The organism is Methylobacterium sp. 2A, assembly GCF_009806555.1.
Taxonomy (GTDB): Bacteria; Pseudomonadota; Alphaproteobacteria; order Rhizobiales; family Beijerinckiaceae; genus Methylobacterium.
In genome coordinates this window covers 62,449-84,922 of the sequence record NZ_VUOK01000034.1, presented here as the reverse complement: position 1 = coordinate 84,922, position 22,474 = coordinate 62,449, and the positions used below count along the sequence as shown (strand labels likewise).

General features: G+C 69.8%; 24 protein-coding genes, 1 tRNA gene and 1 riboswitch. Of the genes, 12 read left to right on the top strand and 13 right to left on the bottom strand.

Going from position 1 to position 22,474, the window contains the following annotated elements; all coding sequences use genetic code 11:
- Positions 1-25: 25 nt before the first annotated feature.
- The 3 genes from FVE89_RS16610 to hrpB form a co-directional block, all read right to left on the bottom strand.
- Positions 26-1,249 (bottom strand): SMP-30/gluconolactonase/LRE family protein, encoded by a 1,224-nt coding sequence (locus tag FVE89_RS16610; protein WP_160535061.1) that lies wholly within the window; start codon positions 1,247-1,249, stop codon positions 26-28.
- Positions 1,250-1,326: 77 nt separating this feature from the next.
- Positions 1,327-1,752 carry a PaaI family thioesterase gene (locus FVE89_RS16605; RefSeq protein WP_160535060.1) on the bottom strand — a complete coding sequence of 142 codons (426 nt, stop codon included), beginning with the start codon at positions 1,750-1,752 and terminating at the stop codon, positions 1,327-1,329.
- A 45-nt stretch (positions 1,753-1,797) separates the two neighbouring features.
- On the bottom strand, positions 1,798-4,251 hold the full coding sequence (gene hrpB / locus FVE89_RS16600) for an ATP-dependent helicase HrpB (protein WP_160535059.1): 2,454 nt from the start codon (positions 4,249-4,251) through the stop codon (positions 1,798-1,800).
- A 156-nt stretch (positions 4,252-4,407) separates the two neighbouring features.
- Here hrpB and FVE89_RS16595 point away from each other — a divergent pair, with 156 nt between their 5' ends.
- The 4 genes from FVE89_RS16595 (at position 4,408) to FVE89_RS16580 (ending at position 6,865) form a co-directional block, all read left to right on the top strand.
- Positions 4,408-5,031 carry a carboxymuconolactone decarboxylase family protein gene (locus FVE89_RS16595; protein ID WP_160535058.1) on the top strand — a complete coding sequence of 208 codons (624 nt, stop codon included), beginning with the start codon at positions 4,408-4,410 and terminating at the stop codon, positions 5,029-5,031.
- Between the two features lie 148 nt (positions 5,032-5,179).
- On the top strand, positions 5,180-5,413 hold the full coding sequence (locus FVE89_RS16590; RefSeq protein WP_160535057.1) for a hypothetical protein: 234 nt from the start codon (positions 5,180-5,182) through the stop codon (positions 5,411-5,413).
- Between the two features lie 105 nt (positions 5,414-5,518).
- Positions 5,519-5,908, top strand: coding sequence for a hypothetical protein (locus FVE89_RS16585; protein WP_160535056.1), 390 nt, complete (start codon positions 5,519-5,521; stop codon positions 5,906-5,908).
- 258 nt (positions 5,909-6,166) lie between these two features.
- Positions 6,167-6,865 carry a YoaK family protein gene (locus tag FVE89_RS16580; RefSeq protein ID WP_160535055.1) on the top strand — a complete coding sequence of 233 codons (699 nt, stop codon included), beginning with the start codon at positions 6,167-6,169 and terminating at the stop codon, positions 6,863-6,865.
- Here the strand turns inward: FVE89_RS16580 and FVE89_RS16575 are convergent.
- The 5 genes from FVE89_RS16575 to FVE89_RS16555 all read right to left on the bottom strand — a co-directional run bounded on the left by FVE89_RS16575 (position 6,855) and on the right by FVE89_RS16555 (position 9,350).
- Positions 6,855-7,103, bottom strand: a complete 249-nt coding sequence (locus tag FVE89_RS16575) for a flagellar protein (RefSeq protein ID WP_160535054.1) — start codon at positions 7,101-7,103, stop codon at positions 6,855-6,857. The genes FVE89_RS16580 and FVE89_RS16575 overlap by 11 nt on opposite strands.
- Before the next feature lie 173 nt (positions 7,104-7,276).
- Positions 7,277-7,603, bottom strand: coding sequence for a hypothetical protein (locus tag FVE89_RS16570; RefSeq protein ID WP_160535053.1), 327 nt, complete (start codon positions 7,601-7,603; stop codon positions 7,277-7,279).
- 109 nt (positions 7,604-7,712) lie between these two features.
- Positions 7,713-7,799 (bottom strand) — tRNA-Leu (locus FVE89_RS16565).
- A gap of 88 nt (positions 7,800-7,887) precedes the next feature.
- The gene (locus FVE89_RS16560; protein WP_160535052.1) at positions 7,888-9,081 is read right to left on the bottom strand and encodes an FAD-dependent monooxygenase; all 1,194 of its coding nucleotides are present in this window, start codon (positions 9,079-9,081) and stop codon (positions 7,888-7,890) included.
- 11 nt (positions 9,082-9,092) lie between these two features.
- Positions 9,093-9,350 carry a zinc-finger domain-containing protein gene (locus tag FVE89_RS16555; RefSeq protein WP_160535051.1) on the bottom strand — a complete coding sequence of 86 codons (258 nt, stop codon included), beginning with the start codon at positions 9,348-9,350 and terminating at the stop codon, positions 9,093-9,095.
- 201 nt (positions 9,351-9,551) lie between these two features.
- Between FVE89_RS16555 and map the strand changes: the two genes are divergently transcribed.
- The 6 genes from map (at position 9,552) to FVE89_RS16525 (ending at position 15,319) form a co-directional block, all read left to right on the top strand.
- Entirely contained in the window at positions 9,552-10,379 is an 828-nt protein-coding gene (gene map, locus FVE89_RS16550) for a type I methionyl aminopeptidase (protein ID WP_160535050.1), read from the top strand.
- Between the two features lie 6 nt (positions 10,380-10,385).
- Complete coding sequence (radC, locus tag FVE89_RS16545) at positions 10,386-11,129, top strand: DNA repair protein RadC (protein ID WP_160535049.1); 744 nt, start codon at positions 10,386-10,388, stop codon at positions 11,127-11,129.
- A gap of 96 nt (positions 11,130-11,225) precedes the next feature.
- On the top strand, positions 11,226-12,665 hold the full coding sequence (locus FVE89_RS16540) for a circularly permuted type 2 ATP-grasp protein (protein ID WP_160535048.1): 1,440 nt from the start codon (positions 11,226-11,228) through the stop codon (positions 12,663-12,665).
- A gap of 65 nt (positions 12,666-12,730) precedes the next feature.
- Positions 12,731-13,678: an alpha-E domain-containing protein gene (locus FVE89_RS16535; RefSeq protein WP_160535047.1), complete on the top strand. Its 948-nt coding sequence runs from the start codon at positions 12,731-12,733 to the stop codon at positions 13,676-13,678.
- Between the two features lie 21 nt (positions 13,679-13,699).
- On the top strand, positions 13,700-14,527 hold the full coding sequence (locus FVE89_RS16530) for a transglutaminase family protein (protein WP_160535046.1): 828 nt from the start codon (positions 13,700-13,702) through the stop codon (positions 14,525-14,527).
- Between the two features lie 42 nt (positions 14,528-14,569).
- Positions 14,570-15,319 carry a peptidase gene (locus FVE89_RS16525; RefSeq protein ID WP_160535045.1) on the top strand — a complete coding sequence of 250 codons (750 nt, stop codon included), beginning with the start codon at positions 14,570-14,572 and terminating at the stop codon, positions 15,317-15,319.
- Positions 15,320-15,322: 3 nt separating this feature from the next.
- On the opposite strand, the gene FVE89_RS16520 is transcribed toward FVE89_RS16525, so the two are convergent.
- The 5 genes from FVE89_RS16520 to thiO form a co-directional block, all read right to left on the bottom strand.
- Positions 15,323-17,095: an ATP-binding cassette domain-containing protein gene (locus FVE89_RS16520; RefSeq protein WP_160535044.1), complete on the bottom strand. Its 1,773-nt coding sequence runs from the start codon at positions 17,093-17,095 to the stop codon at positions 15,323-15,325.
- A gap of 108 nt (positions 17,096-17,203) precedes the next feature.
- Positions 17,204-17,869, bottom strand: a complete 666-nt coding sequence (locus FVE89_RS16515) for a thiamine phosphate synthase (protein WP_160535043.1) — start codon at positions 17,867-17,869, stop codon at positions 17,204-17,206.
- Complete coding sequence (locus tag FVE89_RS16510; RefSeq protein WP_160535042.1) at positions 17,866-18,669, bottom strand: thiazole synthase; 804 nt, start codon at positions 18,667-18,669, stop codon at positions 17,866-17,868. The genes FVE89_RS16515 and FVE89_RS16510 overlap by 4 nt, the downstream gene beginning before the upstream one ends.
- A 2-nt stretch (positions 18,670-18,671) precedes the next feature.
- Positions 18,672-18,884 (bottom strand): sulfur carrier protein ThiS, encoded by a 213-nt coding sequence (gene thiS / locus FVE89_RS16505; protein ID WP_160535041.1) that lies wholly within the window; start codon positions 18,882-18,884, stop codon positions 18,672-18,674.
- Positions 18,881-20,098, bottom strand: coding sequence for a glycine oxidase ThiO (gene thiO, locus FVE89_RS16500; RefSeq protein ID WP_160535040.1), 1,218 nt, complete (start codon positions 20,096-20,098; stop codon positions 18,881-18,883). The genes thiS and thiO overlap by 4 nt, the downstream gene beginning before the upstream one ends.
- 70 nt (positions 20,099-20,168) lie before the next feature.
- Positions 20,169-20,297, bottom strand: a riboswitch (TPP riboswitch).
- A 214-nt stretch (positions 20,298-20,511) separates the two neighbouring features.
- Between thiO and FVE89_RS16495 the strand changes: the two genes are divergently transcribed.
- Both FVE89_RS16495 and FVE89_RS16490 read left to right on the top strand, forming a co-directional pair.
- On the top strand, positions 20,512-21,021 hold the full coding sequence (locus tag FVE89_RS16495; protein ID WP_342389929.1) for a TIGR02281 family clan AA aspartic protease: 510 nt from the start codon (positions 20,512-20,514) through the stop codon (positions 21,019-21,021).
- Positions 21,022-21,287: 266 nt separating this feature from the next.
- The gene (locus FVE89_RS16490) at positions 21,288-22,460 is read left to right on the top strand and encodes a glycosyltransferase (protein ID WP_342389928.1); all 1,173 of its coding nucleotides are present in this window, start codon (positions 21,288-21,290) and stop codon (positions 22,458-22,460) included.
- Positions 22,461-22,474: the final 14 nt, after the last annotated feature.

Sequence of the window (22,474 nt, the reverse complement as noted above, 5' to 3'; positions counted from 1 at the left end):
GAGTGTGGATGCGGCCGTCAGAGCCTCATGCTGGCCCGGCCCCTTGCGTGTTCACCGTCACCGCGTAGAGCGACTGGCTGGCCGCCATGAACAGGCGGTTCCGCTTCGGGCCGCCGAAGGTGATGTTGCCGCAGACTTCCGGCAGGCGGATCCGACCGATCAGCTTGCCCGCGGGGCTCCAGACCGTGACGCCGTTGTAGCCGACCGCCCGGCCCGCATTGCTCGACGCCCAGACATTGCCGTCGACATCGGCCCGCAACCCATCCGGCCCGCACTTGATGCCGTCCACCACGCAATCCGCGAACAGGCGCCGGTTCGAGAGCTTGCCGCCCTCGGCGACATCGAACGCGTAGATCTCGCCCTTGCCGCCCGGGCCGGAATCGCCCGGACCCTTGCCGGTCGAGCACACGTAGAGGATGCGGTGGTCGGGCGAGAAGCACAGGCCGTTCGGGTCCGGCACCTGCTCGTCCGTGAGGATCCGGTCGATCCGGCCCGAGGGGTCGATTCGGTAGACCGCATTCGGCAGCTCCCGCCGCGCCGTCACGATTCCGGCCGGCTGCCCGAGGCGCGGGTTGAGATGGCCCTTCGGGTTCGAGGGGCCGCCCGCCTCGTCCGGCAGGCCCTCGTAGAGCTGGCCGCCATAGGGCGGATCGGTGAACCAGTACGAGCCGTCGACGTGCTGGACCACGTCGTTCGGCGAGTTGAGCGGCTTGCCCTCGAAGCGGTCGGCCAGCACCGTCGCGGAGCCGTCGAGCTCGTAGCGGACGACGCGTCGGCCGGCATGCTCGCAGGAGAGTTGGCGCCCCTGCCAGTCGAAGCTGTTGCCGTTCGCATTGTTGCTGGGCGCCCGGAAGGTGGAGACGTGCCCGTCCTCCTCCAGCCAGCGCAGCTGACGGTTGTTGGGGATGTCGCTCCAGATCAGGAACCGGCCGACCGCGCTCCAGGCCGGGCCCTCGGCCCAGAGCGCCCCGGTCCAGAGGCGGCGGATCGCGCTATTGGGCACGATGTAGGCCTCGAAGGCGGGATCGACCGCGAGCACGTCGGGATCGGTGAAGTAGGTGGTGGGGGCGGCGCCGGGGCGGAAGTCGCGCGGCGGGTTTGTGATCGTGCTGGGTGGCACGGGATCCGCGGCGGCCAGACCGGCCGAGCCAAGGATGGCGCCGACCCCGGCAAGGACCGAACGGCGTGAAGGTGGAGCAAACCCGCGTGACGCCGCATATTCGGGTTGGTCTGTTTCCATCTGACGCATGCGATCCCCCCAGGTCGCGTCCGCACGAGAACACCGCGCGAATCCGTTCCGATCCTGGGATGAATATCCTGTTCGCGTCAACCGGGCCGGCGCCGGAGGATCTTCCACACCCCGTCCGCCGAGGCCACCAGCCGGCCTCCCGCCCGCAGGTCGCCGCGCATGAACACGAGCGATCCGGTCCGCTTGACCACCTGTGGGCGGATGCCGATCCAGTCCCCGAGCCGGCCGACATCGATGAACTTCATCTCGAGCTGGATCGTCACGCAATTGGCGCCGTCGGCTGCCCGCATGGCCGTCTCGCCGAGTGCGCGGTCGGCGAAGCTCATCAGCATGCCGCCATGGACCACGCCGATCAGGTTGGCGTGCTTCTGCTCGGCCCGGAACGCGTAGGCGCCGTCGGAGGCGCGGCGGTGCAGCGGGCCGACATGGGCGATGAAGCCCTCGTCGATGACGGGCTCCCAGCCGGCGTCGTTCGGGTCGAAGGAGTCGGTGTCCGGGGTCATTGTACCGTCCGTGGCTCTCGCGGCGTTGCAAACCAGAATCTGCTGTCAGGTTCCCCGCGGCTTGGCCCGGCGCGTCGGCGCCTCGGCGACCGGGTCCTCCGGCCAGGGATGGCGGGGATAGCGCCCGCGCATCTCGGCGCGCACCGCCGCCCAGGATCCGCGCCAGAAGCCCGGAAGGTCGCGGGTGATCTGGATCGGCCGCTGGGCCGGCGACAGCAGGTGCAGGACGAGCGGCCGGCCGCCGGCCCGGGGATGGCGGTCAAGGCCGAACAGCTCCTGCACCCGCACCGAGAGGGCCGGCTCGTCGGCGGCGTAATCCACCGCGATGCGCGAGCCGGTGGGCACCTCCACGTGGGTCGGCGCCTCCGCGTCGAGCCGGGCGCGCAGGTCCCAGGGCAGCAGGCCCTGGAGAGCGCCCGCGAGGTCGTCGGCGGTGACCGAAGCGAGCGACGTGCGCCCGACGAGGGATGGCGCGAGCCACGCATCCACCGTCTCGGCCAGCGCAGCGTCCGAGAGATCGGGCCAGGCCTCGCCCTCCGCCGCATGCAGGAAGCGCACTCGGGCACGCCATTGCGTCAGGGCGGGCGTCCAGGGCAGCCGGTCGAGCCCGAGGCCCGCGATGCCCTGGGCCAGGATCGTTGCGCTCTCCAGGTCGCTCGGGACCGGCAGGGGCCGCGCACCGAGATTGACGGCTCCGAGCCGCCGGACGGCCCGGGCTCGGAGGGCGGCGGCCTGCGGATCGAAGGTGATCTCGGTGCGCGATTCGATCCTGTCGGCGAACAGCGCCTCGATGGTCGGGCCGTCGATCGCCGCCGCGGCCAGGATGCGGGCGTTGCCGGCAGAACCGACGAGGTCGGCGACGACCAGATGGGTTGCCCGGGCAAGCGCGCTCGTCGGGTCGAGGCGGCCGGCGCGCCCGCTCGCCATCACGAACTCGCCGTCGCGGCCCCGCGCCCGCGCCACGCGGTCCGGATAGGCGAGCGCCAGGAGCCGGCCGGCCGGAACCGGCCCGGCATCCGGGCCGCCGCCCGCGATCCGCGCCCAACCCTCGGCGAGCCGGCGCATGTCCGCGGACCGGCCGCCCCGGTCGCGGCGGAACCGCTCGACGCGCGTATCGAGATCGACATCGTCACCGCCGAGCCCGCGTTCGACCAGCACGGCCGCGAGGTCGGCGGCGGCCCGGGCTTCGCCGGAGCTGGCCGCGACCGTCACCATCCGGGCGAGCCGCGGCGGCAGCGGCAGGGCGCGCAGGCGGGCGCCCGTCTCGGTGAGCCGACCGTCCGGATCGAGGGCGCCGAGTTCGTCCAGCAGCGTGCGGGCCTCCGCCAGAGCGGGGGCCGGCGGCGGGTCCAGGAAGGCGAGTTTTTTCGGATCGGCCACGCCCCAGGCGGCGCAATCGAGGAGCAGGCCCGCCAGATCCGCCGAAAGGATCTCGGGCCGCGAGAATTGTTCAAGCGCGTTGGTGGCGGCCTCGGACCAGAGCCGCCAGCAGATGCCCGGCTCCGTCCGGCCGGCGCGGCCCCGCCGCTGATCGACGGAGGCCCGCGAGGCGCGCGCCGTGACAAACCGCGTCAGGCCGAGGCCGGGCTCGTAGACCGGCACCCGGGCGAGTCCGGAATCGACCACGATCCGGACGCCCTCGATGGTCAGCGAGGTCTCGGCGATGCTGGTGGCCAGCACCACCTTGCGGGTCCCGGGCGGCGCCGGGGCGACGGCCCGGTCCTGCTCGGCAGGCGGGAGGGCGCCGTAGAGAGGGGCGAGCACCACGCCGGGATCGAGGCGCTCGGCCAGCAGATCGGCAGTCCGGCGGATCTCCGCCTGTCCGGGCAGGAACACCAGCACCGAGCCCGGATCCGCCCGGAGGGCGCGCAGCGTCACTTCGGCCACGGCCTCCTCGATCCGGCGATTCGGGTCACGCTCGACGTGGCGGGTCTCCACCGGGAAGGCGCGGCCCTCCGAGGCGACCACCGGCGCGTCGCCCATCAGCCGGGCCACCCGGGCGCCGTCGAGGGTCGCCGACATGACGAGCAGGCGCAGATCCTCCCGCAGGCCGCCCTGCGCGTCGAGCGCCAGGGCGAGGCCGAGATCGGCGTCGAGGGAGCGCTCGTGGAACTCGTCGAACAGCACCGCGCCGATGCCGGCGAGTTCCGGATCGTCGAGGATCATCCGCGTGAACACGCCCTCGGTCACCACCTCGATCCGCGTCCGGGCCGTGATCTTCGAGCCGAGCCGCACGCGCAGGCCGACCGTGCCGCCGACCGGCTCGCCGAGCGTCTGCGCCATCCGGGCGGCGGCGGCCCGGGCCGCGAGCCGGCGGGGCTCCAGCAGGATGATTTTTCGACTGTCGAGCCACGGCGCGTCCAAGAGATCGAGCGGCACGCGCGTGGTCTTGCCGGCCCCCGGCGGGGCCACCAGCACGGCGGCGTTCCGTCCGGCAAGGGCTTCGCGCAGGGCGGGGAGCGCCGCCTCGATCGGCAATGCGGTCTGGGGATCGGGCATCGGTGCCGCTGATGGCGCGGAGCGGCGCCGCGCGCAACAGTCCAGCCTTCCGGTGACGCTGAGCCGCGTTCGATACCGATTGAACCCGCGGACACTGGCCTGCGCGCCGGCCAAACGCGTAGTTCGGGCGTATTAAAAATAATCGGGAGTGAAACGATGCGTTTTCGCCGGACCGTCCTGGCCCTGGCCGCCCTGCCCTTCGCGCTGGGCGCTGCCCGCGCGCAGGACAGGCTGCCGACGATCCCGCCGCAGGACTACTCGCCCGAGCAGAAGCAGGCGGCCGAATCCTTCGCGCAGGCCCGGGGCAAGCCCCCCTTCGGGCCGTTCGAGCCGCTGATGTACTCGCCGGAGGTCATGACGCTCGCGCGCTCGATGGGCGACTACCTGCGCTTCAAGCCGAAGATCGGCACCACCCTGTCGGAGCTGGTGATCCTGATGACCGCAAGGCGCTGGACCCAGGATTACGAATGGTATGTCCACGCCCCGATCGCCGAGAAGGCGGGGATCGCGGCCGACATCATCGCGGCGATCCGCGACGGACGCCGCCCCGCCCGGATGAGCGATGACGAGACCATCGTGTACGACTTCACCGCCGAGTTGCAGGACACGAAGCGCGTCTCGGACGCGACCTTCGCCCGCGCCGAGGCCCGGTTCGGCAAGCCGGCGCTCGTCGATCTCGCGGCGATCTCGGGCTACTACACGCTGCTGGCCATGGAGTTGAACGCGGCCCGCTATCCGATTCCCAAGGATGGCCAACCCCTGCCCCGTCTGCCGGAGTAAGCCGGCTTATCCACAGCGCTCGGGGAGGCAAAACCCCGTTGTCCACAGGCTATGGCGGCTCCGAATGGAGCCGCTGCGGGCGCGTTGACGAAGCGTTAACCTTTATGGCTTGTTCTCTTTCCGTTCCCAGCGCGAGGAGGAGAACACGATGCGGATTGCAGCCGATGCCGTGCGCGACGATCACGCCTGTCCCGTCGAGGCGATCAGCAGCGCCTATCTCGGGTTCGCGGGCGGCGATGCCGGGATCGCGCTCCGCTGCGCGATCGCCGACGCGCTGTCTGATCTGATGGAGGCCGAGCGGCGGACCCGCGAGCGCAGTCGCCTGATCTCCCGGGGCTACATCCGCGGGGCGCCCGAGTCCGGGCATAGTCCTGCAAGCTGAACGGTTGCTGCAAACGCAGTTCAGGCTTGATGCAGCGCGGCGGTGACATGATCTGTTTCATGATCCGGGACGGTTCGAACCGCCCGCTTCATTCGGAGGCAGGTCATGAAACGCTTCGCTTTGCTTTCGGCCGCCGCGCTGATCGGCGCGGGCACTCTGGCCTCTTCGGCCGCGGAGGCGCGCGGCGGCGCCATCGCGGCCGGCATCATCGGCGGCCTCGCGGCCGGCGCCCTGATCGGCGCCGCGACCCAGGCCCATGCGGCGCCCGCCTACGGGTATGATTACGGCTATGGCGGCTACGGTTACGCGCCGGCCCCCGTGGTGGTGCGACCGGCGCCGGCCTACCGCGTCTACGAGGAGGACGTGCCGGTCTACGCCACCCGCCGGACCGTCACCTACGAGCGGGTGCCGGTCGGCTACGACCGTCACTGGCATCATGACTGGGACGGTGGAGACCGCGGCTACGGCTACCGCCGCGCCTATTACGGCTGGTGAGTCGAGCGCGGGCCCGGTGGGCGGCGCCTGAGGGCGGTCGCCTCTCCGGTCCCGCGACAGGCCGCGCATACCGACAAAGTCTTGGCGCGGTTCCCGATTGCAGCGCGGTCGGAAACCGCTCTAAAGCGCTCTCGCAAGCGCTCGTTTGCCCTCGCAAGCACACCTGGCCCTCGCAAGCGTTCTCGGCCGATGCGAAGCCAGGGCCGGACGCGCAGGGCGTGAACCGTCGGTTCAGCACCCGCGCAGTAAGACGATTCGATGCTGGTCCACGAAGGCGTAACCCGTACCCCCGAAGCCGACCGGAAGCTCGGCCTGTCCCTGGCCGCGGTGGCCGGCGCGCTGAACACAGCGGGGTTCTACGCGGTCGGCCTCTACGCCTCGAACATGACCGGCAACGTCTCGGCGATCTCAGACCGGACCGGCACCGGCGACTTCGCGCTGGCCGGCGAGGCGCTGCTGCTCGTCCTGCTGTTCGTCCTCGGCTCCGCCACCTCGACGCTGCTGATCCGGTACCGCCGCCGCAGTTCGGTTCAGGGCTCCCACGCCTACAGCGTCTGCGCGGAGGCGTTCTGCCTCGTCATCCTCGGGCTCGTGGCGCTACCGCTCGCTGAGCCGATCCGGGGCCACGCCCTGGTTCTGGGCCTGAGCTTCACGATGGGCCTGCAGAACGCGGCGGTGACCAAGATCTCCGAGGCCCGGGTGCGCACCACGCATGTCACCGGGATGGTCACCGATATCGGCATCGAGCTGGCGCGCTGGCTCGACCGCGGCGCGCCCGATCAGGTCCCGCTGAAGCGCCACGATCCGGTGCGGCTGCACCTCCACCTGCTGACGGTCGGATCGTTCCTCGCGGGCGGGCTGGTGGGCGTCATCGCCTACCGCGCCGTGGGGGTTGCGCTGCTGTTCGTGGCGGCCGCGATCCTGGCCGCCTTGGCGCTGCCGGCGCTCAGGCGTTGATGTCGAGGAGCTGGCCGGTCATCCGGTCGGCGGTCCGCGCCACGGCGGCGTTCAGCGCGAAGGCGGATTTGGCGCCGAGCAATTCGACGGCGGCGCCGGACAGGTCCACCTGCGCGGCGGGCTCCAGTGTGGTGCCGGAGACGGGGGCGCCGGCGGATGCGACGGTCTGGGCGGCCGTGTCGAGGCGGTCGGTGGCGCGGGCCATGCCTGTAAAGGCGGTCTGAAGGGCGTCGATCATGCGGTACCTCCGGCCGATGATTGTGCCGGACTCAGGCTGCGGTTGTGTTGCGGTGATCGCTCAAATGCGAGGGATCGGCGATGTCGCGGCGTCGCGAAGAGGTTTTCGAACGAACGCGTGGGTTCGATTCAGCGCATCCACACGGAAGGCCGCCGCCTCGTCAGGGCGGGGCTCTACGATCGTGAGTCAGCCGGTCCCGCGAAGGCGGCTTCGGGGCGGTCTTCGTCGATACGAATTCTGAGGTTTCGAACCTCCGTGATCGCATCGAGGACACGATTTTCCATCAAGATCACGTCGCCGTGCAGGTCTTGAATGCGGCGATCAATGCGGGAGAAGGCTCCGTCGAAGCGCTCGGACATCTCGTCGAGCCGCATATTCATGCGCCCAAGCAGCTCGACCACGCGCGCGTTCGTCTCCGACACGGCGACCATGTCCCGGCGCATGCCGTTCATCTGACGCAGGATCAGATTGTTCTCGGGCGTTGGTGCGTCGCTCGCCATGCTTCTTTATGAGCGCAGCTTCGGCATCCGCGCAACATGCTTCGGCTTGCCGATCGAGATCGAGCGCGAACCACCGCGAATGGTCCATATGAGGACCGCTGCGCAGCTCTGGTGCGGACGGCGGGACTCGAACCCGCACGGCCTTGCGGCCGCAAGATTTTAAGTCTCGTGCGTCTACCGGTTCCGCCACGTCCGCATGAGCGCCCTCCGCCGAAGTGGGTACCGGTTCGGCGAAATGGAGGGCGCGGCTCCGTGGCCCTCGGTAGCGGCGCACGCCCCCGCGATCAAGCCGGGGGCGTCCAGCCGTAGAGCCAGGCATAGCGGTCGCGCATGCCGTCCGGCCCGAGCCGGGTCATCACCGCGTTGCGGGCGAGCGCCATGAGGCCCCGCGCGTGGTAGGTGCGGCCGTTGGCGCGGGCGGCCTTCTGCACGCGCCGCACGCGGGCCGACCGCTCCGCCGCGTAGGCGGCGAGCGCCGCCGGTACGCCTGGATGGGCCGCGAGGACGTGCGTCAGCACCGCGGCATCCTCGATGGCGAGCGCGGCCCCCTGCGCGAGGTAGGGCAGGACCGGATGTGCCGCGTCCCCGAGCAGGGCGATTCGCCCGCGGGCGAGCGGCCGTGCCGCTGCCCGGTCGGCCAGCGACCAGACCAGCCAGGAATCGGGCACGCCCAGAAGCTCGCGCAGCGGTTCGGCGCAGGTGCGAAAAAACTTCCGCAGCACGGCGGGCTCGCCGAGACGGCCCCAGTCCTCGTCACCCACCGCCTCGGGCACGACCGCAACGACGTTGAGGAACTGGCCGTCCCGCACCGGATAATGCACCACGTGTCGGTTCCGGCCGAGCCACAGGCCCGTCGCGGGGCCGCGCAGGGGCTCCGGCGCGGCATCGATCGGAACCAGCGCCCGCCACGCCGCCGCATGGCTCGGCCGGAGCGGCGCCGAATCGAACCGGCCGCGCAAGCGCGAGCGCAGCCCGTCGGCCCCGATCAGCAGATCGAAGGCCAGGTCCTGCATGCCCCCGGCGCTCTCGGCGGCGACCCGGATCTCATCGTCCGTCTCGGTAAAGCCCGTGGCGGTGCGGCCCATCATCAGGCGGATCGCGGGCCGCCCGCGCAGGGCATCGAGCAGGAGGGTCTGCAGGTCGGCCCGATGAATCACGTAGTAGGGGGCGCCGAACCGCGCCCGCGCTTCGGCGCCGAGGGCGACGCCGCCGAGGCTGCGGCCACTGTCCAGGGCACGCACCGCGACGCCCGGCGGCTCGCTCGCGGCCCGGCGCAGGGCCGTCGAGAGGCCGAGGGCGGCCAGCACGCGGGACGCGTTGGGCGAGATCTGGATCCCGGCCCCGACCTCGCTGAAGCCGGTGCGGCGCTCGATCACCGTGACGGCATGGCCGGCATCGGACAGCGCCAGGGCCGCCGTCAGGCCGCCGATCCCGGCCCCGACGATTCCGATCCGCAGGGCTCGATTCTCGGACGACACGGCCGGCGCGCCTACTCCGCGGCGAGCTTGGCGTCGTCCTGCCAGACGCAGGCCTGGGGATCGGCCTGATCCGGCTTCAGCCCGGCGCGGTAGCGGTAGAGCGTCGAGCAGTACTGGCAGATGATCTCGGTATCCGCGCCCATGTCGAGGAAGACATGCGGATGGTCGAACGGCGGCAATGCGCCGATGCACATGAACTCCTTCACCCCCACGGCGACCACCGGGACGCCCGGCTCGTTGTGGAAGTGGGGTACCGCCTTGCCTGCCATCCGGCCCTCGCCTGACCCGCAACCGACCGCGCGGCGAATCTGCCCGCGCGCCCCCGGGCGCCTCGCGGCCGCTTATGCCGCCAGCCCCGCGGCCGGCGCAAGCCTCGCCCAACCGTCCGTGGGACGCCGCTTGGCCTGCCGCGCCGCGCACCGTACATACGTCGCACACCCGATTGATGACGCCCGCGAAAAGTCACGCCCATGCAGCAGGAACAGGCCACCGCGCAGGGGACGCGCCGCGCCCCCGAGCCCCCGATCCACGGCCCGGAGGATTTTGAAGGCATGCGCCGCGCGGGGCGCCTCACGGCCGAGGCCCTCGATCTGCTCATGGAGGCGACGCAGCCCGGCGTCACCACCGAGGCGCTGGACAAGCTCGCCTACGAATTCGCCATGGACCACGGCGCCTATCCGGCCTCGCTGCTCTATCGCGGCTATCCGAAGTCGATCTGCACCTCGATCAATCACGTGGTCTGCCACGGCATCCCCAACGACAAGCCGCTGCGCGAGGGCGACATCGTCAACCTCGATATCTGCCTGATCCTCGACGGCTGGCACGGGGATACGAGCCGGATGGCCTATGTCGGCGAGGTGCCCCGCAAGGCGCAGCGCCTGTGCGAGATCACCTACGAGGCGCTGATGCGCGGCATCGCGGCGGTGAAGCCCGGCGGTTCCACCAACGATATCGGCCGGGCGATCCAGGCCTACGCGGAGGGTGAGCGCTGCTCGGTGGTGCGGGATTTCTGCGGCCATGGCCTCGGCCGCACCTATCACGACGCGCCGACGATCCTGCACTACGTCGAGGCGAGCTACGACGTGCCGTTCAAGCCGGGCCAGTTCTTCACCGTGGAGCCGATGATCAATCTCGGCCGTCCGGCCGTGAAGGTGCTGGGCGACGGCTGGACGGCGGTGACCCGCGACCGGTCGCTCTCGGCGCAGTTCGAGCACACGGTGGCGGTGACCGAGACGGGCGTGGAGATCTTCACGATCTCGCCGAAGGGGCTGCACCAGCCCGTCAACCCAGCCGCCTGAACGCCCATGGCGCCGCCGCCGGACGACGCCGAGGCGGGGCTTTTCGCCGACAGCGCCGAGACGGCCGCGCTCGCCAAGGAAACGCCGCACTATCACGGCCACCGCGACCGCCTTCGGGAAAAGTTCGCGGCGGCGGGTGACGCCCTGCCGGATTACGAGCTGCTGGAACTGGTCCTGTTCCGCGCGATTCCCCGGCGGGATGTGAAGCCGCTGGCGAAAGCGCTGGTCGCCCGGTTCGGCAGCTTCGCGGAGGTCTTGAGTGCGGAGCCGGCGCGGCTGATGGAAGTGCCGGGCGTGAGCGCCGGCGTGGCCTCGGACCTCAAGGTCATCGAGGCGGCCGGGCGGCGCCTCGCCCGCGGGGCGATCCGCGAGCGCGAACTGCTCACCTCGTGGGGAGCGCTGCACGAATACCTGCGCGCCACCATGGCCTTCGCGCCGCGGGAGGAATTCCGGATCCTGTTCCTCGACAAGCGCAACCACCTCATCGCCGACGAGGTGCAGGGGCGCGGCACGGTCGATCACACGCCGGTCTATCCCCGGGAGGTCGCCCGGCGCGCGCTGGAGCTCTCGGCGACCGCCATCATCCTGGCCCACAACCACCCGTCCGGCGACCCGACACCCTCCTCCGCCGACGTGGCGATGACCCGCGAGATCGTGACGGTCCTGACCCCGCTCAAGATCGTCGTACACGATCATGTCATCCTGGGACGAAACGGACATGCCAGCCTGAAAGGTCTGAAGCTGATCTGATCCTTCGGCCGCCTTGAGCGTTATCGCCCGCGGCTATAGCCATGGCGGAATGGCGCGCCTCTTGCCTCAGAAGCGGGAGCGTACGGGAGGAGCGAGATGGCGGTGACGGCCTTCGACGAGATGAACGGGCACGGCATTGGCGCCGCCGATCCGGCCGCCGTCCGCGACGCCTATGGCCAGCTCAAGGCGTGGCTGGACGCGACGCCGCCGGAGCATTTCAACACCCGCCGCAGCCAGGCCGAATTGCTGTTCCGCCGGATCGGCATCACCTTCGCGGTCTACGGCGACAACGAATCGACCGAGCGCCTGATCCCGTTCGACATCATCCCGCGGGTGATCACCAAGCCGGAATGGTCGTTCCTCGAGCGCGGGCTGAAGCAGCGGGTCACCGCCATCAACCTGTTCCTGAAGGACGTCTACGGCGCCCAGGAATGCATCAAGGCCGGCATCATCCCGGCCGACCTCGTCTATCGGAACGCCCATTACCGTATGGAGATGCGCTCGTTCCGGGTGCCGCACGACCTCTACGTCCACATCGCCGGCATCGATATCGTGCGCACCGGCGAGAACGATTTCTTTGTCTTGGAGGACAATGCCCGCATTCCGTCGGGCGTCTCCTACATGCTTGAGAACCGGGAGGTGATGCTGCGCCTGTTCCCGGACCTGTTCTCCAAGCACCGGGTCGCTCCGGTGGAGAATTATCCCGACGCGCTGCTCGCCACGCTCCGCAGCCTCGCACCGGGCTCGGCGACCCGCGACCCCACGGTCGTGCTGCTGACGCCCGGGCGCTACAACTCGGCCTTCTACGAGCACTCGTTCCTGGCCGACAAGCTCGGCGTCGAGCTGGTGGAGGCCTCCGACCTCTTCACCCGGGACGACGTGGTCTACATGCGCACCACCGAGGGTCCGCGGAAGGTCGACGTGATCTACCGCCGCCTCGACGACGACTTCCTGGATCCGCTGGTCTTCCGGCCGGATTCCGTGCTCGGCGTGCCCGGCCTGATGAACGCCTACGAGCGCGGCTCCGTGACCCTGGCCAACGCGGTCGGCACCGGCATCTCGGACGACAAGGCGGTCTACAGCTACATGCCGGAGATCGTGAAATTCTTCACCGGCGAGGAGCCGATCCTGCACAACGTGCCGACCTATCGCTGCCGCGAGAAGGACGCCTTCGCGTACGTGATGGACAACCTCTCCGAACTGGTCGTGAAGGAGGTCAACGGCTCGGGCGGCTACGGCATGCTGGTCGGGCCGCATGCCAGCAAGCGCGAGCTCGATGATTTCGCCAGGAAGCTCAAGCACGCCCCGGACGGCTTCATCGCCCAGCCGACCCTCTCGCTCTCCACCTGCCCGACCTTCGTGGCCTCCGGGGTCGCGCCCCGGCACGTGGATCTGCGGCCCTTCGTGCTGTGCGGCGCCGACCAGATCCGCATCGTGCCGGGCGGGCTGACCCGGGTGGCGCTGAAGGAGGGCTCCCTGGTGGTCAATTCCAGCCAGGGCGGTGGTACGAAGGACACCTGGGTGCTCGACGCCTGAGCCCCACGCCATCCGGACGTTCCGAGGCGCGGACATCGTGGTCCGCACGACTTGGCTGAAGACCGATGCTTTCCAGGACCGCCGACAACCTCTTCTGGCTCTCGCGCTACGTCGAGCGGGCCGATTTCGTCGCCCGCATCCTCGACGCGGCGCACCGCTTCGCCTCGCTGCCGACGAGCTACGGCGGCGGCGAGGGCAACGAGTGGGACTCCGCCCTCGCCTCGGCGGGCGATCCGGAGGCGTTCCGCACCCATTACAGCGCGGTCAACGCCGACACGGTCTGCGATTTCCTGGCCTTCAGCCCGCACAACCCGTCCTCGATCCGCTCCTGCATCGAGGCGGCCCGCGAGAATGCCCGCTCGGTGCGCACGGCGCTCACCACCGAGATGTGGGACGCGATCAACGGCGCGTGGCTGGAGCTGCGCAACTATGCCGGCAAGGAGCTCAACCGCGACGAGTTCGGCCGCTTCCTCGACTGGGTGAAGACCGTCTCGCTGACCTTCGACGGCTCGGCCTTCCGGACGATGCTGCGCAACGACGCGTTCTGGTTCACGCGGCTCGGCACCGCGATCGAGCGGGCCGACAACACCGCCCGCATCCTCGACGTGAAGTACCAGATCCTGCTGCCCCACGACGAGACGATCGGCGGCAGCCTCGACTACTTCCAATGGACCACGATCCTGCGCGAGGTCTCGGCCTTCAACGCCTATCACTGGGTGTATCGGGAGAGCGTGAAGCCCCTGCTGGTGGCGGATCTCCTGATGCTCAACAAGCAGATGCCGCGCTCCTTCGCCAATTGCTACGGCGTGATCGTCGAGTATCTCGACCTGATCGCCGATGCCTATGGCCGCCGGGGGCCGAGCCAGCGGCTCGCGGGCAACATGCTGGCCAAGCTCGAGGGCGAGGATATCGACCGGGTCTTCGCTTCCGGCCTGCACGAGTTCGTCGAGGCGTTCATCGCCGAGAACAACAGGGTGGGCGAGGCCATCGCCAAGCAGTATCTGGTCGGCTGAACGAGACGGACAGGACGGCGCATGCGCATCCGCGTGGTCCACGAGACCATCTACACCTACGAGCAGCCCGCCCGCGGGCTCGTGCAGGTCCTGCGCATGACGCCCCGGGACCATGACGGGCAGTATGTCCGGAACTGGCGGATCGACACCACGGTCGACGGGCGGCTGACCGCGCGGGAGGACGGGTTCGGCAACATCGTCCACTGGTTCACCCCGGACGAGCCGGCCGAAGCCCTGATCATCCGCGTCACCGGTGCGGTCGATACCGAGGACACCCAGGGCGTCGTGCGCGGCACGGTCGAGCGCCTGCCGGATCCCTTCTACCTGCGCGACACGGACCTCTGTGCGGCGAGCCCCGACCTGCACATCTTCGCCGAGCGCATCGCCACGGAGGGCGACGGCGCGCCGCTTGCCCTGCTCCATCGGCTGATGGGTGCCGTCCCCGAGGCGGTGGCGTTCGAGCCCGGTCCGGCCGCGAACGCCGTCCCGGCCGGAAAGGCATTCGAGGCCGGGCGGGGCATCTGCCAGGACCTGACGCACGTCTTCATCGCGGCGGCGCGGCATATCGGCATCCCGGCGCGCTACGTGGCGGGCTACCGCGCCCGGGACGACGGCGAGGCCGCGGTCGAGGCGCCGCACGGCTGGGCCGAGGCCTTGGTGCCGGATCTCGGATGGGTCGCGTTCGACCCGTGCTTCGGCATGAGCCCGTCCGACAGCTACATCCGCGTCGCCACGGGTCTCGACTATCTCGGCGCCGCGCCGATCCGCGGCAGCCGCACCGGCGGCGGCACCGAGACACTGGACGTGAAGCTTCGCGTCGAGCAAGGCAGGGCCGCGATCCAGTCCTGATTCCCGCGACACCGGCCCCGGCCGCACGAGAGCCCGAAGACGATGACCTACTGCGTCGGTGTGCTTGTCGAGGAGGGGCTGGTGATGGTCGCCGATACCCGCACCAATGCGGGGCTCGACGACATCTCGACCTATCGCAAGCTCCACCACTTCAACGTGCCGGGCGAGCGGGTGATGATGCTGGCCTCGGCCGGCAACCTGTCGATCACCCAATCGGTGCTGAGCCTGCTGCAGGAGGGCGTCCCCGGCGAGGGGGACGAGCCGCCCCAGCGGCTGGTCGAGGCGCCGACCATGTTCCAGGCGGCGCAGCTCATCGGCCGGGCGATCCGCCGGGTCCGGATGATCGAGAAGGACGGGTTCGAGGCGGCCAACATCCGCTTCTCGATCTCGCTGCTGTTCGGCGGCCAGATCGGCACCGGTGAGATGCGGCTGTACCTGATCTACTCGGCCGGCAACTTCATCGAGTGCAGCATGGATGCTCCGTTCCTCCAGATCGGCGAGCACAAATACGGCAAGCCGATCCTCGACCGGGCGGTGACCTACCGGACCGACCTGTACGACGCCCTGAAGGTGAGCCTCGTCTCGATGGATTCGACCATGCGGTCGAACTTGGGGGTCGGCCTGCCGATCGACATCGCGGTGGCCCGCCGGAACGCCCTCACCACGGAGGTGAACCACCGGATCGAGGCCGGCGAGGGCTATTTTCACGACCTGCGCGAGCGCTGGTCGGCGGCGCTCCGGGCCGCACACCGGGCGATCCCGCGGCCGCCCTATGGGCCTTCGGAGAAGTAGCGCTCAGGCCGTCACCGCATCTTGGCTCCGGCTGCGATCGTAATCCGCCCAGAGCTTGGCGTAGACCGGCACCGTCCTCAGCAACTCCTCGTGCGCGCCCGCGCCGACGAGGCGGCCCGCGTCCAGCACCAGGATGCGATCGGCCTGGCGCGCCGCCGCGAGATGGTGGGTTACCAGGATCAGCAGGCGGTTCCGGCCCCAGGCGATCAGGTTCCGCTCCAGCGCCAGCGCGGCCTCCGGGTCGAGGAAGGCCGTCGGTTCATCGAGCAGCGCGATCGGAGGGTCGCGGACCACCGCGCGGGCGACGGAGAGGCGCTGGCGCTGGCCGCCCGACAGGGTTCGGCCCCCCTCGCCGAGGTCGGTCGCCAGCCCGTCCGGCAGGCTGTCGACGAGGTCGCGCACGCCCGCGAATCGCAGGGCCGCATCGAGCGCGTCGGGATCCGAATGCCCGGCCGCCAGATTGTCGCGCACGTTTCCGGAGAAGAGCACCGTGTCCTGATCGACCGTGCCGATCCGGCCGCGGAGCCAGCGCGGATCGTAGTCCCGAAGATCCGCCCCGCCGACCTCGACGCGGCCGGTGTAACCGCGCTGCAGGCCGAGCAAGATGCGCAGCAGGGTCGACTTGCCGGAGCCGTTGCGGCCGACGATCGCCACGATGCCACGCTCGGGCAGCGTGATGCTCACACTCTGAAGGGCCGGGCGCGCGGCGTTCGGATAGGTCAGCGAGACATCGATAAACCGGATGCCGCCTGGGCTGATATGGCGGAGCGGCGGGATCCGAGCCGCACGCTCGCGCGGTAGGTCGAGGAACCCGCCGATCTGGCGCAGGGCGACGCTCACCTCCTGTGTCATGCGCAGGATATCGGCGCTGCTCATGAGCGGTGCAGTGATCCGGGCCGAGACCACTTGGATCGCGAAGAATTCTCCGACGGTCAGGTGACCGCCGTAGATACGCCAGCAGCCGACACCGATCACGAGGAGCGTCATGGCGCGTGAGAAGGGCTGAGTCCGCTCACTGAAACGGCGCTGCCGGTTCATCAGCGTGTGGAGTTCTTTCAGCGCACCATCCGTGACGCTGCTCCAGCGTCGGAAGCGCGGACCCTCAAGGGCCAGTGCCTTCACCGTCGCCAACCCAGTGACGGTCTCGGCGAGCGTCCCGTCGCGGACGCTCAAGGCGTCGTAGAAGGCCCGCGCCGTGCTGCGGATACCCATCATTCGGTTGCCCGATACCAGGATGAGGGCCGGCAGCGCGGCGAGCAGAGCGAAGCCGACGATCGGATCGTAGGCCAGTACGAGGCCCAGGGAAACGAGTGCGCCTCCGGCATCGATGACCGTGTTCGGCAACTGGAACAGGATGAAGTCGCGGATCTTCGTGATCTGCTGGAAGTGGTTCAAGACCTGACCGGATTGGAAGGCCGTCTCGTCGATCCGCACGCGCATCAGATGGATGAAAACCCGATGTGAGATCCTTCTATCGAGAAATACGGCCAGATCGATGATGAGAATCTGGCGCAGGGAGAATAGCGCCACTTCCAGGCCGATCGATAGGACGGCCAGAACACCGAGGCCGAAGAGGTACAGATCGACCCGGCCGGCCACAACAGCATCGACGATCCGCTGTGTGGCGATTGGGAAGACCAGACCGGCGCCGTAGCCGGCCGCGATGGCAAGTATCAGGCGGATCGCCTTGCCTCGGCGCAGGGCCAGGGCGCGCGCCAGCCAGTGCCAGCCGAAGGCGGTTCGATTGGGCCGCCGCGAAGCGTCTTTCCGACTCATGTCGGGATGAAGGCCTTTTTTCCGCGTCTTGGCGAGGTGGTTCGACGCCAGCGGAGCGACGCTACGGCCGCCGTGGGACTCTTGGGAGGAGCGGCGGGGTGGAATGCTTCACGCCGTACGCACAGGCCGCAGCAGATGGCACGGTATTTTTTCCTCAAAGGCCTTCAGCAGAGCCCGCGCGGCGCCAGCCGGGTCGCCGTCCCGCATTAAGCCGCCCATGATGGCGACGGCCGCCGCCCCGGCCCCCCGGCATTCAGCGACCGTGTCGGATCCGACTCCGCCGAGCGCCACCAGGGGAAGGCCGACCGTCCGTGCGGCGACGATGCCCTCGGGACCGAGCGCCGGCCCGTAGCCCGGCTTGCTCGCCGTCGGAAAGATCGGGCTCAGCGTCACGTAATCGGCGCCGGCCGCCGCGGCCTGCGCGACCTCCTGCGGCGCATGGGCCGACACCCCGATCAGTACCTTCGCCCCCAGCGCGTCCCGCGCCGCTGCGATCGCCTCCGGCCCCGATCCGCCGCCGAGATGCACCCCGTCGGCGCCGAGCGCCCGAGCCAGGGCCACGTCGCCGCCGACCGTCAGGATTCCGCCCGCGCCCCGCACGCGCGCCGCCACGGCCTCACCCAGGCGAAGCCGCGCCTCCGGCTCCAGGTCGCGATCGCGGAACCAGATCCAGCGACCGCCGCCGTCCAGGATCGCCTGCACGGTCTCGGCCAGCGGCCGCGCGTGGCCGTGCCGGTCCGTCACCGCCAGCAGCGGCGACGGCAGCGCCCTCACGAGCCGACGAGGCCGAGCTGCGGGCTCGACGGCTCGGCCCGGCCGCGGCGCGGGATGCGCCCCGCCAGATACGCGTCGCGTCCCGCCTCGACCGCCCGGCCCATGGCGCGGGCCATGCGGATGGGATCATCGGCCTTGGCCACCGCGGTGTTGATCAGGCAGGCGGAGGCGCCGAGCTCCATGGCGATCACCGCGTCCGAGGCGGTGCCGATCCCGGCATCGACCACCACCGGCACCGTGGCCCGGCGGCAGATCAGTTCGAGATTGGCGGGATTCGCCACGCCCATCCCGGAGCCGATCAGCGACCCCATCGGCATCACGGCGGCGCAGCCGAGGTCTTCCAGGCGCTGACAGACGATCGGGTCGTCGTTGCAATAGGGCAGGACCACGAAGCCGTCGTCCACGAGGTGGCGGCAGGCCTCGATCAGCTCGGTCACGTCCGGGTACAGCGTCTCGCGGTCGCCGATCACCTCCACCTTGATCCAGTTGGTCTCCAGCGCCTCGCGGGCGAGTTCGGCGGTCATGATCGCGTCGCGGGCGGTCTCGCAGCCGGCGGTGTTCGGCAGGAAGCGCTTGCCCTTCAGCAGCGTCACCGTGTCGGAGCCGTGGCCCTGGAGCGAGACCCGGCGGATCGAGGCGGTCACCACCTCGGCCCCGCTCGCCGCGACGGCGTCGCGCATGATCGCCTGCGTGGGATAGCCGGCGGTGCCGATGAACAGCCGGGAGGACAGGCTCACCCCGGCGATCGTGAAGCTGTCGGCCCCCGTCTCGGGGCGCAGCGGCGTGACGGTGTGATCCATGCTCAACCTCCCTGCATGGCGCGGACGATCTCGACGCGGTCGCCCTCGGCGACCGGGGTCTCGCCCCAGTCCCGGCGGCGCAGCACCCGGCCGTTCAGCGCGATGGCGACGCCCTGCGGGCTCTCGATGCCCCCCTCCTCCGCCTCCTGGCGGAACAGGGCGTCCACGGTCTCGGCGTCGCGCTCGCGCGGCTCGCCGTTGATGAAGAGCTTCATGCCATGGCCCTCCGGGGCTGGACCTGCGCGAACCGCGCCCGGGTGAAGGGGCGGGCCACCTCCGGCAAGGCGCCCGCGGTCACCAGTTCGGCCACGGCGTCGGCGGTCGCGGGGGCGAGCAGATAGCCGTTGCGGTGATGGCCCGTGGCGGCGACGAGCCCGGGGGCCAGCGTGTCGATGATCGGCGCGTCGTCGTCCGAGGTCGGCCGGTAGCCGCTCCACACGGAGGCCACCTCCATCTCTTCGATCCCGGGCAGCACCCGGCGCGCGCCTTCGAGCAGCGCGTAGAGGCCGCCCGCGGTGATGCCGGGTCGGAAGCCGCAATCTTCCACGGTGGCGCCGACGATGAGCTGGCCGTCGCTCTTCGGCGCCATGTGGACCTGCTCGGTCCAGACCATCCGGGCAAGCGTGCCGGTCCGGGCGGTGGTGCGCAGGGCGAGCGATTGGCCCTTCAGGGGCCGCACCGGCAGCGATAGCGTCTCGGGGAGCAGGCCCCCCTCCCCGCTCCAGGCGCCGGTGGCCAGGATCACGGTCCCGGCCGCGATGGCGTGCTCGCCAACGCGCAGGCCCGCGACGCGGCCCCCCGACCAGTCGAGGGCACTGACCGGGGCGTGCTCGATCAGGGTGACGCCGGCGCGTCGGCAGGCCTCTGCCAGGGCGGCCATCACGCGGCACGGATCGACCTGATGATCCAGCGGGCACTGGATTCCGGCGGTGACCGAGGGGCGCAGGCCCGGCTCCAGGCGCCGGACCTCGCTGCCCGGCAGCCAGGCCGCGTCGAGCCCGGAACGGCGCTGGAGATCGTAGCGGAAGCGCAGGCGCTCGACCTCGTCGCGGCCGATCGCCAGCACCAGCGTGCCGTCCGCCCGGTAATCGATCGACCGGCCGGACTCGGCCTCCAGCGCATCGCGGAAGGCCGGCCAGCGCCGGAGCGAGTCGAGGGCGAGCGGCAGCAGCGGATCGGAGCCCGGCTCGTGCTCGGCGGCCGGCGCCAGCATGCCGGTGGCCGCGAGGCTCGCCCCCGCGCCGATCGTCTCGCGCTCCAGCACGGTGACGGAGCGGCCCGCGCGGGCAAGCCGCCACGCGATCGACAGGCCGATCAGCCCGCCGCCGACGATCGCGATGTCGGAGCGTTCAGGACAAGGGGCCTGCGCGATCGTCACCGCGGGGCCGCGGCGTTGTCCGATCGGTGACGGGGGGCGGTCCAGGGACACGCGTCTCTCCACAGGGTTCCAACGTGGAGATCGGGCCGGAGGCTTCGGTGAGAAGCTGTGGCCTGCCCTGCGGGCGGCCGAGGTCCAATCCCTACGCCGGTATGAGCCGGATCAGGTTCGAAGGATTTCCGCGCCGCAGGTCCTGACGGACGTGCCAGCGGTTTCTCAGCCCCTTGCCGGGGATCTCCCTGGAACGGACACAGATTTGGTCGCCCGAGGGACGCCGGTCAACCCCGCGGCGAGTCCATCAGCGCCGTTCGCGGGAAAAGTGGTGGGCCGCAGTCACGGTCTGGACACCAAGCCGAGCGGAATGGGCGAGCTCAGGATCGGCCCGTCGATGGCCGCGCACGATCCCTTCATGGGTCCGCGGTGTCATCGGCCCATCGGCAGCCCGAACTCGGACATGAATCCGCGTGCGCACCATCCTGCTCGTCTGCACGCTGGGTTTCGTGGGGGTGACGGCCGTCCAGAAGTTGCGTCAGGGCCAGCGACCGGCCCCGGCCGCCCTGCTCATCGCGCCACAGGCGGAGCCGGTTGCCGCAGCCGGCGCGACCGCGGGCGTGGCGCTGCAGGCGGGCCGCAACGGCCACTTCTTCGTCAGCGCGCTGCTGGATGGCCGTTCGCTGTCGATGATGGTCGATACCGGTGCGAGCGCCTGCGCCTTCTCCGAGGAGGACGCCGCACGGATCGGGATCCGGGTTGGTCCGACGGACTTCACGCGCGTCTGGAACACGGCCAACGGGCGGGTTCGGGTCGCGCCGATCCGGATTGCGGTCATGCAGATCGGCTCGATCACGGTGCGCGACGTGGAGGCCGTGGTGATCCCGCGGGGGCTCCTCTCGACCAGCCTGCTGGGGATGTCGTTCCTCGGGCGCCTGCGCGATTTCAGCGTGTCCGGCCGCACGATGACGCTCCGGGGCTGAGCGGCTTCGAAGCCTGTCCGCCCCGCATCTTCCGATCTGCGTCGGCGTGAAGATTGCCCGAAGGCGCCCGCGACGGGATCGAAGAGAAAAGATGTTTCTCACGTTATATGTCGATCGACAGACCTGGCCGGGTATTTGAACTTAAGTGTTCAAGTATATTATCAGGACATATGAGCTTATCGGATCTCTTTTCGCGGTCGATGAGTCGTGCTATGCGCGGTGGTGGTTGCGACTGAAAATTCAAATTTGCCGTTCAGGGCGGTTCGATGGCGAAGAAAACTGGCTCTTCGATCTGTTTGTCGATGATCGTCAAGAACGAGGCCCACGTTATCCGCCGGTGTCTGGATTCGGTCCGCCCGATCATCGATCACTGGATCATCGTGGATACCGGATCCACGGACGGGACGCAGGACATCATCCGCACGGCGATGGCCGATCTGCCGGGCGCCCTCAAGGAGCGGCCCTGGGTGGATTTCGCCACGAACCGGAACGAGGCCCTGAAGCTCGCGCGGCGCCACGCGGATTACGTGCTGATCATCGACGCCGATGACGAGCTGATCATTCCGGACGGCTTCACGATGCCGAAGTTGCGCGAGCCCGGCTACCGGTTCGAGATCATCGACGCGCAGACGCGATACTGGCGCAACCAGCTCGTCAGCAGCCGGAAGAACTGGCGGTATCGGGGCGTCCTGCACGAGTTCCTCTCCTGCCCCGACATCGACGAGACGCCGATCCTTCCTCTCGCGATGCGCCGGGGCGAGGACGGCGCGCGCCATCGCGACAAGACGGCGAATGCACGCGACATCGCCGTTCTCGAACAAGCGCTGGCGGTCGAGACCGATCGCTTCATGATCGCGCGGTACACGATGTATCTCGGGATCACCTACGATGCGGCCGGCGAATACCGGAAGGCGTTTGATTGCTTTCTGAAGCGGGCCGATCTGGGCGGCTGGGATGAGGAAGTCTATTTCAATCTGCTCATGGCCGCCGTCAACGCGGAGCGCGTGGGTGAGCCCGCCGACACGGTGCTGCCTCTCTACGAGCAGGCCATCCACGTCCTTCCGGCGCGGGCGGAAGCGCGCCACGGGGCCAGCCGCTATTGCAGGGAACGGAAGCGCTTCGCGGAGGGCTATCGCTATGCCGAGGCGGGCCTGGAGCTTGAGCTCCCGAGCGAGGGCATATCGTTGAATCCGTGGGTCTACGAATATGGATTGCTCGATGAGTTCGCCGTCAACGCCTACCACATCGGCCAGTATGGCGCGTGCGGATACGCCTGCCTGAAGATCCTGGGGCGCCGCAATGTCCCGAGAGACGTCTTTTCCCGCGCCGGCATCCTGGCCCGGGAGGTGACGGAGAAGATGATCGATCCGGTCTGGGGCTTGCAGCAAGCCCCCTACAGTTCGGCGTTCGCGCCGGAATGGGAGCGATTGAGCGCGTAGAGCCCTGCCCACCG

What these genes read in the sequence shown, in the direction of transcription:
- FVE89_RS16610 (WP_160535061.1), bottom strand. Translation starts at nt 1,249, where the DNA reads ATGCGTCAGATGGAAACAGACCAACCCGAATATGCGGCGTCACGCGGG.
- FVE89_RS16605 (WP_160535060.1), bottom strand. Translation starts at nt 1,752, where the DNA reads ATGACCCCGGACACCGACTCCTTCGACCCGAACGACGCCGGCTGGGAG.
- hrpB (WP_160535059.1), bottom strand. Translation starts at nt 4,251, where the DNA reads ATGCCCGATCCCCAGACCGCATTGCCGATCGAGGCGGCGCTCCCCGCC.
- FVE89_RS16595 (WP_160535058.1), top strand. Translation starts at nt 4,408, where the DNA reads ATGCGTTTTCGCCGGACCGTCCTGGCCCTGGCCGCCCTGCCCTTCGCG.
- FVE89_RS16590 (WP_160535057.1), top strand. Translation starts at nt 5,180, where the DNA reads ATGCGGATTGCAGCCGATGCCGTGCGCGACGATCACGCCTGTCCCGTC.
- FVE89_RS16585 (WP_160535056.1), top strand. Translation starts at nt 5,519, where the DNA reads ATGAAACGCTTCGCTTTGCTTTCGGCCGCCGCGCTGATCGGCGCGGGC.
- FVE89_RS16580 (WP_160535055.1), top strand. Translation starts at nt 6,167, where the DNA reads ATGCTGGTCCACGAAGGCGTAACCCGTACCCCCGAAGCCGACCGGAAG.
- FVE89_RS16575 (WP_160535054.1), bottom strand. Translation starts at nt 7,103, where the DNA reads ATGATCGACGCCCTTCAGACCGCCTTTACAGGCATGGCCCGCGCCACC.
- FVE89_RS16570 (WP_160535053.1), bottom strand. Translation starts at nt 7,603, where the DNA reads ATGGCGAGCGACGCACCAACGCCCGAGAACAATCTGATCCTGCGTCAG.
- FVE89_RS16555 (WP_160535051.1), bottom strand. Translation starts at nt 9,350, where the DNA reads ATGGCAGGCAAGGCGGTACCCCACTTCCACAACGAGCCGGGCGTCCCG.
- map (WP_160535050.1), top strand. Translation starts at nt 9,552, where the DNA reads ATGCAGCAGGAACAGGCCACCGCGCAGGGGACGCGCCGCGCCCCCGAG.
- radC (WP_160535049.1), top strand. Translation starts at nt 10,386, where the DNA reads ATGGCGCCGCCGCCGGACGACGCCGAGGCGGGGCTTTTCGCCGACAGC.
- FVE89_RS16540 (WP_160535048.1), top strand. Translation starts at nt 11,226, where the DNA reads ATGGCGGTGACGGCCTTCGACGAGATGAACGGGCACGGCATTGGCGCC.
- FVE89_RS16535 (WP_160535047.1), top strand. Translation starts at nt 12,731, where the DNA reads ATGCTTTCCAGGACCGCCGACAACCTCTTCTGGCTCTCGCGCTACGTC.
- FVE89_RS16530 (WP_160535046.1), top strand. Translation starts at nt 13,700, where the DNA reads ATGCGCATCCGCGTGGTCCACGAGACCATCTACACCTACGAGCAGCCC.
- FVE89_RS16525 (WP_160535045.1), top strand. Translation starts at nt 14,570, where the DNA reads ATGACCTACTGCGTCGGTGTGCTTGTCGAGGAGGGGCTGGTGATGGTC.
- FVE89_RS16520 (WP_160535044.1), bottom strand. Translation starts at nt 17,095, where the DNA reads ATGAGTCGGAAAGACGCTTCGCGGCGGCCCAATCGAACCGCCTTCGGC.
- FVE89_RS16510 (WP_160535042.1), bottom strand. Translation starts at nt 18,669, where the DNA reads ATGGATCACACCGTCACGCCGCTGCGCCCCGAGACGGGGGCCGACAGC.
- thiS (WP_160535041.1), bottom strand. Translation starts at nt 18,884, where the DNA reads ATGAAGCTCTTCATCAACGGCGAGCCGCGCGAGCGCGACGCCGAGACC.
- FVE89_RS16490 (WP_342389928.1), top strand. Translation starts at nt 21,288, where the DNA reads ATGGCGAAGAAAACTGGCTCTTCGATCTGTTTGTCGATGATCGTCAAG.